Annotated in this window: 12 protein-coding genes; 4 read left to right on the top strand and 8 right to left on the bottom strand. The window is 72.2% G+C overall.

Annotated features, from left to right (window positions below):
- Position 1: 1 nt before the first annotated feature.
- The 8 genes from HNR57_RS11595 to HNR57_RS11560 all read right to left on the bottom strand — a co-directional run bounded on the left by HNR57_RS11595 (position 2) and on the right by HNR57_RS11560 (position 10,869).
- Positions 2-1,951, bottom strand: coding sequence for an ABC transporter permease (locus tag HNR57_RS11595; protein ID WP_184559511.1), 1,950 nt, complete (start codon positions 1,949-1,951; stop codon positions 2-4).
- Complete coding sequence (locus tag HNR57_RS11590) at positions 1,951-3,024, bottom strand: quaternary amine ABC transporter ATP-binding protein (protein ID WP_184560365.1); 1,074 nt, start codon at positions 3,022-3,024, stop codon at positions 1,951-1,953. The genes HNR57_RS11595 and HNR57_RS11590 overlap by 1 nt, the downstream gene beginning before the upstream one ends.
- Positions 3,025-3,056: 32 nt before the next feature.
- Positions 3,057-4,589, bottom strand: coding sequence for a GMC family oxidoreductase (locus tag HNR57_RS11585; protein WP_184559509.1), 1,533 nt, complete (start codon positions 4,587-4,589; stop codon positions 3,057-3,059).
- 113 nt (positions 4,590-4,702) lie between these two features.
- Entirely contained in the window at positions 4,703-6,223 is a 1,521-nt protein-coding gene (locus HNR57_RS11580) for an aldehyde dehydrogenase family protein (protein WP_184559507.1), read from the bottom strand.
- A 251-nt stretch (positions 6,224-6,474) separates the two neighbouring features.
- Entirely contained in the window at positions 6,475-7,464 is a 990-nt protein-coding gene (locus HNR57_RS11575) for a malate dehydrogenase (protein ID WP_184559505.1), read from the bottom strand.
- Between the two features lie 345 nt (positions 7,465-7,809).
- A complete protein-coding gene (locus tag HNR57_RS11570; RefSeq protein WP_246554456.1) occupies positions 7,810-9,114 on the bottom strand; it encodes a helix-turn-helix domain-containing protein in 1,305 nt (434 codons plus the stop codon).
- A 383-nt stretch (positions 9,115-9,497) separates the two neighbouring features.
- The gene (locus HNR57_RS11565) at positions 9,498-9,923 is read right to left on the bottom strand and encodes a DUF3017 domain-containing protein (RefSeq protein WP_313673678.1); all 426 of its coding nucleotides are present in this window, start codon (positions 9,921-9,923) and stop codon (positions 9,498-9,500) included.
- A gap of 91 nt (positions 9,924-10,014) precedes the next feature.
- Entirely contained in the window at positions 10,015-10,869 is an 855-nt protein-coding gene (locus tag HNR57_RS11560; protein ID WP_059423424.1) for a bifunctional methylenetetrahydrofolate dehydrogenase/methenyltetrahydrofolate cyclohydrolase, read from the bottom strand.
- A 275-nt stretch (positions 10,870-11,144) separates the two neighbouring features.
- Between HNR57_RS11560 and HNR57_RS11555 the strand changes: the two genes are divergently transcribed.
- From HNR57_RS11555 to HNR57_RS11540, 4 genes are all read left to right on the top strand, one after another.
- Entirely contained in the window at positions 11,145-11,720 is a 576-nt protein-coding gene (locus HNR57_RS11555; protein WP_184559499.1) for a proline-rich domain-containing protein, read from the top strand.
- 133 nt (positions 11,721-11,853) lie between these two features.
- Positions 11,854-11,994 (top strand): hypothetical protein, encoded by a 141-nt coding sequence (locus HNR57_RS11550; protein ID WP_184559497.1) that lies wholly within the window; start codon positions 11,854-11,856, stop codon positions 11,992-11,994.
- Entirely contained in the window at positions 11,991-13,556 is a 1,566-nt protein-coding gene (locus HNR57_RS11545) for a serine/threonine protein kinase (RefSeq protein WP_184559495.1), read from the top strand. Before HNR57_RS11550 ends, HNR57_RS11545 begins: the two co-directional genes overlap by 4 nt.
- Positions 13,557-13,660: 104 nt before the next feature.
- A partial coding sequence (locus HNR57_RS11540; protein WP_184559493.1) for an ALF repeat-containing protein occupies positions 13,661-14,011 on the top strand: 351 nt, incomplete at its 3' end.

The following is a 14,011-nucleotide window of genomic DNA, read 5'->3' as shown; positions in this document are numbered from 1 at the left end:
GTCAGGCTCCCTTCTTCGCACGGCGTTCGGTGGGCTGGGTCACCCGGTCCAGCATCAGGCCGAGGCAGACGATCGCCGCGCCGGCCACCAGACCGGTCGCCAGGTCGCCCTGGGCGAGGCCGAAGACGACGTCGTAGCCGAGGGCGCCTCCGCCGACGAGGCCGCCGATGACGACGACGGCGAGGACCAGGACGAGGCCCTGGTTGACGGCGAGCAGCAGCGCCGGGCGGGCCAGCGGGAGCTGCACCTGCCTCAGCTGCTGCCAGCTGGTCGCGCCGAGCGAACTGGAGGACTCCAGCGCGGCCGGGTCGACCTGGCGCAGGCCCTGGGTGGTGATCCGGACGACGGCCGGCAGCGCGTAGACGATCGCGGCGGCGACGGCCGGGGCGCGGCCGACGCCGAACAGCGCGACGACCGGGATCAGGTACACGAACTGCGGCATCGTCTGGAACACGTCGAGGACCGGGCGCAGCGCCCGCTCCAGACGGTCGCTGCGGGCCGCGGCGATACCGACGGCGAAGCCGACGACCAGGGTGACGGCGACGGCCGCCAGCACCTGGGAGAGGGTGTCCAGGGACGGCTTCCAGACGCCGAGGACGCCGATCGCGGCCATGGCGAGGACGGCGGTGAGCGCGGTGCGCCAGGTGCCGATGACCCAGGCCAGGGCGGCGACGATCAGCAGGACCGACCACCAGGGCAGCGCCTGCAGACCGTCACGCATCGGGTCGAGCACCCAGGTGGTGAAGTGGCCCGCCCAGTCGGCGGTGCCGCCGACGACGGGGACGCCCGAGTACAGGTGCGCGGTCATCCAGTCGACGGCGCGGTTGACGGGCTCGGCGATGGCGACGACCCAGGAGTCGGGCCAGTCGAGGCGGCCCGCGAGCCGCCCGGCGACCGCCACGGCGACGACGCCGGCGAGGGCGTAGAGCCAGCCGCGCCCGCTGCGGGGCTCCGGTTCGGCGCCGAGCCGCTCCCCCGCCGCGCCGGTGACACGGTCCAGGACGACGGCCAGCAGCACGATCGGGATACCGGCGGCGAGCGCGGCACCGACGTCGACCGAGGCCAGGGCCTGGTAGACGCGGTCACCGAGACCACCGGCGCCGATGACGGCCGCGATGACGGCCATGGACAGCGCCATCATGATCGTCTGGTTGACGCCGAGGAGGAGTTCCTTGCGGGCCAGCGGAATCCGGGCGGTCAGCAGGCGCTGGCGCGCGGTGGAGCCGAGCGACTCGACCGCCTCCAGCACCTCCTTGTCGGCGCCGCGCAGCCCGAGGGAGGTCAGACGGGCCATGGGCGGGGCGGCGTAGATGACGGTGGCCAGGACGGCCGCCGGGACGCCGATGCCGAAGACCAGCACGACCGGCAGCAGATAGGCGAAGGCGGGCAGCACCTGCATGGTGTCCAGGACCGGCCGCAGCACGCGGTCCATCCGGTCGGACAGCCCGGCGGCGAGCCCGAGCAGCGCGCCCACCGCGACCGACGCGAGGACCGCGACGACCATCAGGGCGAGCGTCTGCATGGTCGGCACCCACATGCCGAGCAGGCCGCAGGCGAGGAACGCGGCGGCCGTTCCGAGCGCCAGCTTCACACCCGCCACGCGCCAGGCGACCAGGGCGCCCAGCGCCGTGACGCCCGCCCAGCCGATGGCCAGGAGGGTGAGGTACACGGCCCGTACGGCGATGACGACGACGTTGCTGACGTGGCCGAAGAAGTAGAGGAACAGCGGGTGGCTGTCGCGGTTGTCGATGATCCAGTCGCTGGCCTTGGCGAGCGGCTCGGAGAAGTCGACGGTCAGCGCGCCCGGCCAGGTGCCGCTCGCCCAGCGGGCGTTGGCCAGGGGCACGAGGATCGCGGCGGCGAGTGCGAGCAGGAGCAGCTTGTGGACGGCCCGGTGCTTGAGGAGGGCGGGCAGACCGACACGCGGCGGGGACGCGGTGATGGTCGCCATCACACCGCCTCCTTGGGCTGCTCCGTCCCGGGCGGAGCGGGCTGCTCCGTCCCGGCGACGACGCCGAGGAGCGTGTCGGAGTCGACCACGCCGACGCAGCGGCCCTTGTCCACGACACGGGCCGGTGCGCCGGCGCGGGCGACCGCCTCGATCGCCTCGGAGACCGTCGCGTCGGGCCGCACGGCCGGTCCACTGCCGTCCTGGTCGGCCGAGGGGCGGCGCATGGCCGAACGGACGGTGAGGACCTGCTCGCGCGGGACGTCCCGGACGAACTCGCGGACGTAGTCGTCGGCGGGCGCGCCCACGATCTCCTCGGGCGTGCCGAGCTGCACGACCCGGCCGTCGCGCATCAGGGCGATGCGGTCGCCCAGCTTGAGGGCCTCCTGGAGGTCGTGCGTGATGAAGACCATCGTGCGGCCCTCCTCGTGGTGCAGCCGGACGACCTCCTCCTGCATGTCCCGCCGGATCAGCGGGTCGAGTGCGCTGAACGGCTCGTCGAAGAGCAGGACCTCGGGGTCGACGGCGAGCGCGCGGGCCAGGCCGACGCGCTGCTGCTGGCCACCGGAGAGCTGGCCGGGGCGGCGGTGCTCCATGCCTTCGAGGCCGACCTTGGCGACGACCTCGGCGGCCCGCTCGCGCCGCTCGGCCTTGCCCATGCCCTGGATCTCCAGGCCGTAGGCGACGTTGTCGAGGACCGTGCGGTGCGGCAGCAGGCCGAAGTGCTGGAAGACCATGGCGGCGCGGTGGCGGCGCAGTTCGCGCAGCCGGGAGCGGTCCATGGCGCGGACGTCCTCGCCGTCGATGGCGATGGTGCCGGCCGTCGGCTCGATCAGCCGGGTCAGACAGCGCACCAGCGTGGACTTGCCGGAGCCGGACAGGCCCATGACGACGAAGACCTCGCCCTTGCGCACGTCGAAGCTGACGTCGCGGACGGCGGCCGTGCAGCCGGTGCGGGAGCGCAGCTCGGCGGGGTCGAGGGCGGTGAGCTCGGGGTCGCCGGGAACGCGGTCGGCCTTGGGGCCGAACACCTTCCACAGGCCCTCCACCGAGAAGACGGGGGCGGTGGTGTCCATGGTCTGCTCCGTCGGGGGTTCGAGGGTCGCGGTCACTTGACACCACCACCGATCAGCTCGGCGGCCTTCTCACCGACCATGAGCACTCCGATCATCGGGTTGACGGTGGTCATCGTGGGGAACACGGAGGCGTCGGCGATGCGGATGCCCTCCAGGCCGCGGATGCGCAGCTCGGGGTCGACGACGGCCAGTTGGTCGTCGGCGGCGCCCATCTTGCAGGTGCCGGCCGGGTGGTAGACGGTGTGCGCGACCTTGCGGGCGTACTCGCTGAGCTCCTCGTCGCCGGTGACGTCCGGGCCGGGGGCCACCTCGCGCTTGAGCCAGCCGGCCAGCGGCTGGGTCTTGGCGATCTCGCGGGCGATCTTGATGCCGTCGACGAGGGTCCTGCCGTCGTAGTCGTCCTCGTCGGTGAAGTAGCGGAAGTCCAGGGCGGGCTTGGCCTCGGGGTCGGCGCTGGTCAGGTACAGCCGGCCGCGGCTCTTCGGCTTGGGGATGTTCGGGGTCATGGAGACGCCGAACTCCGGCCGCTGGTAGCCCAGTCGCTCCGGGTTGTCCGTGAAGGGGATCTGGTAGAAGTGGAACATCAGGTCGGGGTGCGCCAGTTCGGGGTCGCGGCGCACGAACAGGCCCGCGTCGGAGTCCATCGCGGAGTTCTCCGGGATGGGGCCGTTGGTCTCCCAGACGATGACGGACTCGGGGTGGTCGAGCAGGTTCTCGCCGACGCCCGGCAGGTCGTGCGTGACGGGGATGCCGAGCTTCTCCAGGTCGGCCTTGGGGCCGATGCCGGAGTGCATCAGCAGCCGCGGCGAGTCGACGGCGCCGGCGCAGAGCAGGACCTCGTTGCGGGCCTTGACGAGGATCTCCTCGCCGTCCTTGGTGCGCACGTGCACGCCCTCGGCGCGGTTGCCGTCCAGCTGAAGCTTGTACGCCCAGGTCTCCAGCAGGATCGTCAGGTTGGGCCGCTCGTCCATCACCGGGTGCAGGTACGCCACCGACGCCGAGGACCGCTTGTTGTTCTCGGGGTGGTAGGCGAGGTCGAAGAAGCCGACGCCCTCGGTGAACGGCTTCTTGTTGAAGCCCTCCACGCGCGGCACGCCCAGCGCCTCCTGGGCCGCGTCGACGAAGTCGCGGGCGATGGCGTTCCGGTCCTTCTCGTCGACCGGGACGATGTTGTTGTTGAGCCGCGCGAAGTACGCCTCCATCTGCACCGCGCCCCAGCCCTTGGCGCCGGCCTCCTCCCACTCGTCCCAGTCGGCGGGCAGCGGCTTGAAGGCGATCAGGGTGTTGTGCGAGGAGCAGCCGCCCAGGACGCGGGCCCGGCTGTGCCGGATGTGCGAGTTTCCGCGTGGCTGTTCGGTGGTGGGGTAGTCGTAGTCGAGTTCGCCGCCGAGCAGGCCCATCCAGCGGCGCAGGGTCAGTACGTCGTCACGGCCGACGTCACTGGGGCCGCCCTCGATGACGGCGACGGTGACGTCCGGGTTCTCGGTCAGGCGGGAGGCGATCACGGAACCTGCGGTTCCGCCGCCTATCACGACATAGTCGTACTCATGGCTGGTGTGGGACATGGCGTACTTGCTCCAGTGGGGATGAAGTGAACGGGCTCGGGGGACGGGGACGTTCAGCCCGGGGTGTGGGGGTCAGCCCGGGATGAGGGGTCGGCGGCCCGGCGGGGCGGGGGTCAGCCCGCGAACCAGCGCACCGGCTTGGGAGCGAGGTTCTGGTAGACGTGCTTGGTCTCCCGGTACTCGGCGAGTCCGGCGGGGCCGAGTTCGCGCCCCACTCCGCTCTTGCCGAAACCGCCCCACTCCGCCTGCGGCAGGTAGGGGTGGAAGTCGTTGATCCAGATCGTGCCGTGGCGCAGCCGGCCGGCCACCCGGCGGGCACGGCCCGCGTCGGCGGTCCAGACGCCGCCCGCGAGTCCGTACTCGGTGTCGTTGGCGAGGGCCACGGCCTCGTCCTCGGTCCGGAAGGTCTCGACGGTGAGGACCGGCCCGAAGACCTCCTCCCGGATGACGCGCATCTCGCGGTGGCAGTGGTCGAGGACGGTCGGCTCGTAGAAGTAGCCGTTCTCGGGCCGCTGCGGGGACGGCTCGGGGCGCTTGCCGCCGGAGCGCAGCACCGCGCCCTCCTTGAGGGCGGACTCGACGTACATCTCGACCTTGGCGCGCTGCTGCTCGGAGACGAGCGGGCCGCACTCGACGCCGTCCTCGGTGCCGCGGCCGAGGCGGATCTTCTCGGCGCGCCGGGCGAGTTCGGTGACGAAGCGGTCCCGGACGGACTCCTCGATGATCAGGCGGGCGCCGGCCGAGCAGACCTGGCCGCTGTGGATGAAGGCGGCGTTGAGGGCCTGGTCGACGGCGGTGTCGAAGCCCTCCTCGGTGGCGCAGGCGTCGGCGAAGACGACGTTGGGGTTCTTGCCGCCGAGTTCGAGGGCGACCTTCTTGACGGTCGGGGCGGCGGCCTCGGCGACCTTGGTGCCGCTGACCAGGCCGCCGGTGAAGGAGACCAGGTCGACGTCGGGGTGCTCGGACAGGCGCGCGCCGACGGAGTGGCCCGGGCCGGTGACGATGTTGGCGACGCCCTCGGGGAGCCCGGCCTCGACGAGCAGGTCGATGAGCGCGATGGTCGTCATCGGCGTGATCTCGCTGGGCTTGACGACGAAGGTGTTGCCGGCGGCGAGGGCGGGGGCGATCTTCCAGCTGGCCTGGAGCAGCGGGTAGTTCCAGGGCGTGATCATCGCGCAGACGCCGATCGGCTCGTGCACGACGACGCTGTGGATGTCGGTCGAGCCGGCGTCCACGACCCGGCCGGGGGCCTCGCCGGCGACCAGGTCGGCGAAGTAGCGGAAGGCGTCGGCGACACAGTCGATGTCGACGCGGCCCTCCTCGACGGTCTTGCCCGCGTCCTGGGCCTCCAGCCGGCCGAGCTTCTCGCGGTCCCGTACGAGCAGGTCGGCGACGCGCCTCAGCAGCGCGGCCCGCTCGGCGACGGGGGTGTGCGGCCACGGGCCTTCGTCGAAGGCGCGCCGGGCGGCGGCGATCGCCAGATCGGTGTCCTTCTCGTCGCCCTCCGCGACCACGGCGAAGGGCAGCGCGTCCGCGGGGTCGAGGATCTCGCGGGTGGCCCCGGAGGTGGCCGCCCGCCACTCTCCTCCCGCATGGATGGTTTCACGCGCCTGAAGTTCGGTACTTACCGCCATGATCGCTCTTCGCCTTCCGTTCCTGATCAGCGCCCCTGTGTCACATTCGTGTCACTAAGAGACCGAGTTCGCCTGCCCGACTCCCTCGGATGCATGCGCGTCGATGGCCGAAAGTGCGCTGTGTCACGGGAGATGTGGACAAACAGGAACAAAAGGTGCGGAGAATCACCTCGCCGACCCGTGGAAAGCCCGCAGGCCCCGCACCGGACAACCGGTGCGGGGCCTGCGTACGGAGTTACGGGCGGCTCAGGTCAGATGAGGCCGAGGGCGCGGACCGCCTCGCGCTCCTCCTCGAGCTCCTTGACGGAGGCGTCGATCCGGGCGCGGGAGAACTCGTTGATCTCCAGGCCCTGGACGATCTCGTACTTGCCGTCCTTGGCGGTGACGGGGAAGGAGGAGATGAGCCCCTCCGGCACGCCGTAGGAACCGTCGGACGGGATGCCCATGGAGACCCAGTCGCCGTCGGCGGTGCCGTTGACCCACGAGTAGACGTGGTCGATGGCGGCGTTGGCGGCGGAGGCGGCCGACGAGGCGCCACGGGCCTCGATGATGGCGGCGCCGCGCTTGGCGACGGTCGGGATGAAGTCCTCGGCCAGCCACTTCTCGTCGTTCACGACCTCGGCGGCGTTCTTGCCGGCGACCGTGGCGTGGAAGATGTCGGGGTACTGGGTGGCGGAGTGGTTGCCCCAGATGGTCAGGCGCTTGATGTCGGCGACCGTCGAGCCCGTCTTCTTCGCGAGCTGGGTCAGCGCGCGGTTGTGGTCCAGGCGGGTCATCGCGGTGAAGCGCTCCGCGGGTACGTCCGGCGCGGCGGCCTGGGCGATCAGGGCGTTGGTGTTGGCCGGGTTGCCGACGACCAGGACCTTGATGTCGTCCGCGGCGTGGGCGTTGATGGCCTGGCCCTGCGGCTTGAAGATGCCGCCGTTGGCCTCCAGCAGGTCGCCGCGCTCCATGCCCTTGGTGCGGGGACGGGCACCGACGAGCAGACCGACGTTGGCGCCGTCGAAGGCGACGTTCGGGTCGTCGGTGATGTCGATGCCCTGCAGGAGCGGGAACGCGCAGTCGTCCAGCTCCATGGCCGTGCCCTCGGCCGCCTTCAGGGCGGGCGTGATCTCCAGCAGGCGCAGCTTCACCGGCACGTCCGCGCCGAGCAGCTGACCGGAGGCGATGCGGAAGAGCAGGGCGTAACCGATCTGGCCGGCCGCGCCGGTGACGGTGACGTTCACGGGAGTGCGGGTCATGGCGTTCTCCGTATGACAGCTGGCGGTGGGGCGGTCCCTGCCCCGGACGTTTGATCGATCTCTTGGCATCAAGAGATCCATCCAGCCGTCAGGCTACCGCGCATCCGGGATCTCGGACGTCCGGGTCGGTGTGGCCCGGCCCACAACTCCGCCCCGCCCGCGGTCACGCCCCGCCCCCACGCAAGAGGCGGCCGCCCGTCCGGGAGAGGAGGACGAAGGCGGCCGCCTGGGGGGATACCGACCATGCCGGACTCCCGTGGGGGTACGGTTCGCGTGCCCCCGATCCGGGCGGGCATTCCTCCCCTTCGGAAATTCCTCACCCGGGCCGGCGGCACCGCTTCGCGTCTAGTCGGTGCAGCCCTTCCCGCCGGCCGTCAGGATCGCGCAGGCCTTGGCGTCGGCGGCGCCCTTCACGGCGACCATCGGGGTGTAGGCGACGGTGTCCCCGGCCGCGGTGATGCTGCCGGTCTGCTTCGCCTTGCCCGAGCTGATCTGGACCTCGTCGCCCTGTGCGGCCTGGGTGATGCGCCCCCAGGCCGCCTTGCAGGTCTCGCTGTAGCGGACCTCGACGACGGTCGTGCCGACGGTCGCGGTCTGGGCCGTGGTCACCAGGTCACCGCTGCACCCCATGGCCTCCGCGTCCTTGCCGGTGCAGTCGGCGCCGCTGCACTTCACGCCGGGCGGCAGCTTCGGGTCGGTGCTGACGGTCGGCGAGGGCGACTTGGCGCCGCCCTTGGCCTCGTCGTCGCCACCGCCGCCGGTGAGGTAGAACGCGCCGGCGATCACCACCAGGACGCCCACGACACCCGCGACGAAGGTCGCCGTCCGCTTCTTGCCCGCGGGGGCGGAGGGGGCGCGGCGGGTCCCGCCGGCACCACTGCCGCCCGCGCCACCGGCCCGGGCCGGGACGGCGTCCTGCGGTTCGCCGTACGAGCCGGCCCCGGCGCCGGGAGTCCGGCCGCCGGGCGAGCCCGCGGAGGTTCCGGAACCCGAGCCGGGCCGGGATCCCCGGTCCGCACCGGGCCCGGCGGAACGGCCGCCCGCCGGCGACGGGCCCTGGTACCCGGCCAGTCCCCACGAGTTGACCTCGGGCGCGGCAGCCCGGTCGCTCCCTTCCCGCACATCCGCACCGCTGGAGTCCTGGACCTCGGGCGCCGTCGGCTGCGGCGGCACGGCCGGGGCCACACCGGCCGGTCCCGCGATGCCCGGCGTGACCGTGGTGCCGCCGCTTCTGCGGGCGGGCTTGCCGCCGCCCGCTGAGGCCGCTCTGCCCTCCCCCGCCGAGGCCGCCTTGCCACCGGCCGAGGGGTCGGTGAAGTCCTGCCCGCCGAACTCCCCGAGCGCGGCGCGCGCCTGGGATATCCGGATGGCCTCCATCGTCATGTCGTGCCGCATCTCCGAGCGGCTCCAGGCGCGCTCGGCGAGCTCCCACATCGTGGTCAGGTGCACCGGATTGGTGCCGGTGACCTCGGCCAGGGCCACGATCGCGCCCTTCGGCGCGAGCAGCCGGCCGTTCAGGTAACGCTCCCACGACGTCTTGCTGTAGCCCGTGCGGTCCGCAACCGACGCGATGCTCAGACCGCTGCGGTCCACGAGCCGGCGCAGCTGACTGGTGAACTCCCTGATCTGCGGATCGAGCTCATCCGGCAAGGCCTTCCAACGAGGCATTGCTCCCCCTCTTCCCCCCGTACGTGCTGATATTTCTCGCGCTTCTTCGCCCCGCGCGTGGCGGCCTTGGCCGAGTCCCCGTTCTGGATACCCACAGGGATGCGCCCAGTCAGGATCTCAGTTCCCTGACGGGGGGCGCACAGGAGCATGGTGACCGCGCGCGGTACACCCTGGACCGTCCTGATTGTCCCTGCCAACCCCCGCGTCGCACCACTTTGTGCGGTATCGGAAGCGAGACGTACCGGAACTGTCACTTCCGTGCCACAGCGCACTGACAGCCGTTGAACAGGCCGTTCGCCGTGCAGGAGGGTGGTGCGTGACGGCGGCCCGTCCTTCCTCGGGGGAGAGGACGGGCCGCCGTCCCGTCATTCGTTGGTGACCGTGAAGTGCAGGGTGTCCTTCAGGAACGGGATCTGCAGCCACGGTTCGGGCTGGGCCATCAGCGCCAGCAGGACGATCACGGTGCCCAGCAGGCCGTAGGTGACGATGTCCGTGAAGCGGGAGCGGACGGCGAGCATACCGACGTCCGGCAGCAGCCAGCGCAGCGCGCCGCCGCCCAGCAGGGCGGCACCGATGAGCAGCGTCCCGAGCCGGAACTGGCCGAACGCCGTCACCAGCAGTCCGAGCCCGGCCAGCCCCAGCACGGCGAGCACGGGCCACTGCCGCACCGGCGCGGGAGCGTCCCCGGGCGCGGCCCGGCCACCGCCCTCGGGCCGCGCGGTGTCCTTGGTGAACAGCGGGAAACGCCGGGTGACCCGGCGCGGCCGCCCTTCGGCGTCGGGCGCGCTGATGGGGTCCCGGACGCTGAGGTCCTCCGGCGCCTCGTGCCCGCCCGGCGGCTCAAGCCCGCCCGGCGTCTCCTGCCCGTTCGGGGCCCGGTGCTCAGCCGACACTGCGCTCCGCCGCCTCGACCACGTTCACGAGCAGCTGGGCGCGGGTCATCGGGCCGACTCCGCCGGGGTTCGGGGAGATGAAGCCGGCGACCTCGGCGACGTCGGGGTGGACGTCGCCCACGATCTTGCCCTCGGCGCTGCGGGAGACGCCCACGTCGAGCACGGCCGCACCGGGCTTCACGTCCTCGGCGCGGATCAGGTGGGCCGAGCCGGCGGCGGCCACGATGATGTCCGCACGCTTGAGGTGCGCCGACAGATCGCGGGTGCCGGTGTGGCACTGGGTCACGGTGGCGTTCTCGCTGCGGCGGGTGAGCAGCAGCGGCATCGGCCGGCCGATCGTCACGCCGCGTCCGACGACGACGACCTCGGCGCCCTTGATCTCCACGCCGTAGCGGCGGAGCAGCGTCAGCACGCCGTTCGGGGTGCAGGGCAGCGGGGCGGGCTCGTTGAGGACGAGACGCCCGAGGTTCATCGGGTGCAGCCCGTCCGCGTCCTTGTCCGGGTCCATCAGTTCCAGGATGCGGTTCTCGTCGATGCCCTTGGGCAGCGGCAGTTGCACGATGTACCCGGTGCAGGCCGGGTCCTCGTTCAGCTCGCGGACGGCCGCCTCGATCTCCTCCTGGGTCGCCGTGGCGGGCAGTTCGCGCTGGATGGAGGCGATGCCCACCTGCGCGCAGTCGCGGTGCTTGCCGGCGACGTACTTCTGGCTGCCGGGGTCGTCCCCGACCAGGATCGTGCCGAGGCCGGGCGTGACGCCCTTCTCCTTCAGCGCCGCCACGCGGGCGGTCAGATCGGACTTGATCGCGGCTGCGGTGGCCTTGCCATCGAGAATCTGGGCGGTCATGGCCCCATCCTCGCGGATGACCCCGCCGCGGTTCCAATCCGGCCGCAATCCGGGCACCGCGGGGCCCCTCCTCCCGTATCCGCCCATGATCAGCGATGTTGCACTTGCACAACACATCGGGAATGCGGCTGGACAAGCCGGTCAGTGGTGAAGAACGATGACCCGACAAGTGCCGCGGGCAGCTCAACGGGGGGACGGTCGCAATACTGAAGATTTTCCTCCGTGCGGATGTCACGCGTCGTCCCCGCACCAGGACCAACGGAGGAACGTCCCCCATGAGCTACGGCGACCCGAACAACCCCTACGGCGCTCCCCAGGGGCAGCCGCAGCAGCCGGGCTACGGCTACCCGCAGAACCAGGGTCAGGCTCCCGGCTACGGCTACCCGCAGGCCCCTCCGGTCTCCCCCTACGGCGGCCCCGCCGCGCCGACCACGATGCCCGGTTCGGTGGGCGCGGCCCGCGTGATGATGTGGGTCATCGTCGGTCTGCAGGTCGTCGGCATCGCCATCTTCGCCTTCGCCGCCGCGGCCCTGAACGCCGCGAAGGACGACGAGTCCCTGAAGGACAACACCGCCTTCCAGGACCTGGTCGGTGACTCGACCGGCGTGATCTGGGGCTACGTGGTGTTCGGCCTGGCCTGGCTGGTGTTCGCCGCCGTCCTGGCGACGAAGTTCAAGAACGGCGGCAACGGCGCCCGGATCACCATCCTGGTCTTCGCCATCATCACGGCGGTCCTCGGCATCTACCCGTTCGTCATCGTGGGCCTGGTGCACACGGTCCTCGCCATCCTGGTGGCCGTCTTCGTCGGCAACGCCAATGGCAAGGCCTGGTTCAACCGGCCCCGCCACTGAACGGACCGGGTCGGCCGGACCAGTTCACGCCATTCACTTCCAAGGGCCGTGTCTCACCCGTACGAGGGGGGCACGGCCCTGGTGCGTCGCCCTAGTCTGACGGTGGTAGCTGTTCAGGCACGGGGAGAGCACCTTGTTCAGCATCATCGTGGTACCTCCGCCGACCACGGAGGACGAGCGAAACCGCACCCCCATCACCCGCGCGTACGGCGCGTTCGCGCACGGCGCCTTCCGGGTCCCCGGCCGTCCTGACCGGGCCGGGGCGACCCGGTGACCGAGGCCTACGCCGTACCCGTGCCCAAGGGCTACCGGGTCGGCGACTGGGAGGTGCGCGAGCCCATCGCGACGGGCGCCTTCGGCAGTGTGTACGCCGCCCGGCGCGTCGGTGCCGGCACCGGGCTGCCGCCGACGGCCGCCCTGAAGTTCCTGCCCACCGGGACGGCCACGCCCCGCCGGCTGGCCCACCTGCGCGAACTGATCGAGCGGGAGGTCGAGCTGTACCGGCGGCTGAGACACCCGCGGTTGCTGCGGATGTACCAGACGCTGACGGTCGACGACCCGGGCCGCCCGGAGCTGGACGGCGCCACGGTCCTCGTCCTGGAGAAGGCCGAGGGCTCCCTGTCGGCCCTGCTCGCCGCCACGCCCCGCCCCGCGGCCGGTCCGGCACTCCTCGCGCAGATCGCCGAGGGTCTCGCCCAGTTGCACGGCGCCGGCTGGCTGCACGGCGACCTGAAGCCGGCCAACGTGCTGCTGATGGCGGACGGTTCGGTCCGTCTCGCCGACTTCAACCTGGCCGCCGAGCTGGAGGGCACCCACGCCTACACGCCGGCCTTCTCCACCCCCGACTACACCCCGCCGGAACTCCTGTGGACCGAGATCGGCGAACGCGGCCGCCGCATCCGCCCCTCCGCCGACATCTGGGCCTTCGGTGTCCTCGCCCACCTCGTGCTCACCGGCGCCTTCCCCCTGCCCGGCGCCACCCCGGCAGCCCGTCGGGACGCGGCGGCGGCCTACGCCCGCGGCGCCGACCAGCTGCGGCTGTCGCCGGAGCTGTCCGACGACTGGCGGGAGATCGTGCGGGCCTGTCTGACGCGGACGCACCGGCAGCGCGTCGGCGGCGCGGCGCTGCTGCGCCGCGTGACGGCGGCCGCGGGCCCGGGCCGGCGCGCCTTCCGCCTGCCTCCGCTACGCCCCGCCCGTCACCGCTTCCGCCGCAGATCCGTCGCAGCCGTCCTGGCCGGAGCCGCCGCGGCCCTGGCCGCCCTGGCCTACGGCATCGGCGTCCCGGCCGGGGGCGGCGGCGCCGGAGGCAGCGGTGCCGGCGCGACCGCGAACGTCTCGGCCGCCGCGTACGGCGCCTCCGAGCTGCGCACCGACCGGGGCGTGCCGCCCGCCTATCGCCTGCTGATCGTCGAGACCGCGCACGACTGCGACCAGGAGGAGGTCAGTCCGGCCCTGATCGCCGCCATGCTGAAGGTGGAGAGCGACTTCGACCCGGACCTGTCCGACCCCGCGAACGACGAGTACGGCATCGCCCGCTGGACCCCGCGCGTCCTGCGCTGGTGGATGAACGAGGACGGCACCCCCGGCGAGACGGTCCCCCAGCCGCCTTTCCCGCCCGCCGAGTCCATCCCGGCGATGGGCCGTTACCTGTGCTGGATCGCCCCGCGCCTGCAGGCGGACCTGCCGGGCGACCGGCGGGTCCTCGTCGCCGCCGCGTACCGCAGGTCGTACCGCACGGTGAACACGGCGGGCGGCGTGCCCCCGGACGTCCGCGACTACGCCGACCGCGTCGCCCACTTCCTGCAGGAGTACGCACCCGAGGGCCGGAAGTGACCCTCGTACACGGGTTGTTGAGCCACCGTCATAAATGACCGGTCCGGCCGCGCGGGACATGCGAACATGCTCTCGATTCCCAACAGATGGAGAGAGGTTCACGCATGAGACTCACCCGCGGTGCCCTGCTCGTCGCCGCCGGCGCCCTCGCCCCCGCCCTCCTGTTCGCCACGCCGGCCTCCGCCACCGGCACGGCTCCCGACGCGGTGGTGGCGGCCTCACCGGCGGACGGCACCCCGGTGGACCAGATGTCGGCGGAGGAGCTGCGGATCGCGATCCTGCGCATCCTGGCCGACGAGGACAGCGGCCGCGGAGTCACCCGCGAGGCCAACGAGGCGCTCGACGGCACCGTGGAGGACATGCGGGAGTTCCTGAAGACCGGCTACCGCCTCGCCCAGGCCGAAGACGACCGCGTCGCCATCGTCCGCATCCTCTCCGCCCCCGACTCCGGCCGC

The sequence above is a fragment of the Streptomyces paradoxus genome (genome assembly GCF_014202475.1).
GTDB lineage: Bacteria > Actinomycetota > Actinomycetes > Streptomycetales > Streptomycetaceae > Streptomyces > Streptomyces paradoxus.
This window is presented reverse-complemented; position numbering and strand designations above follow the sequence as displayed.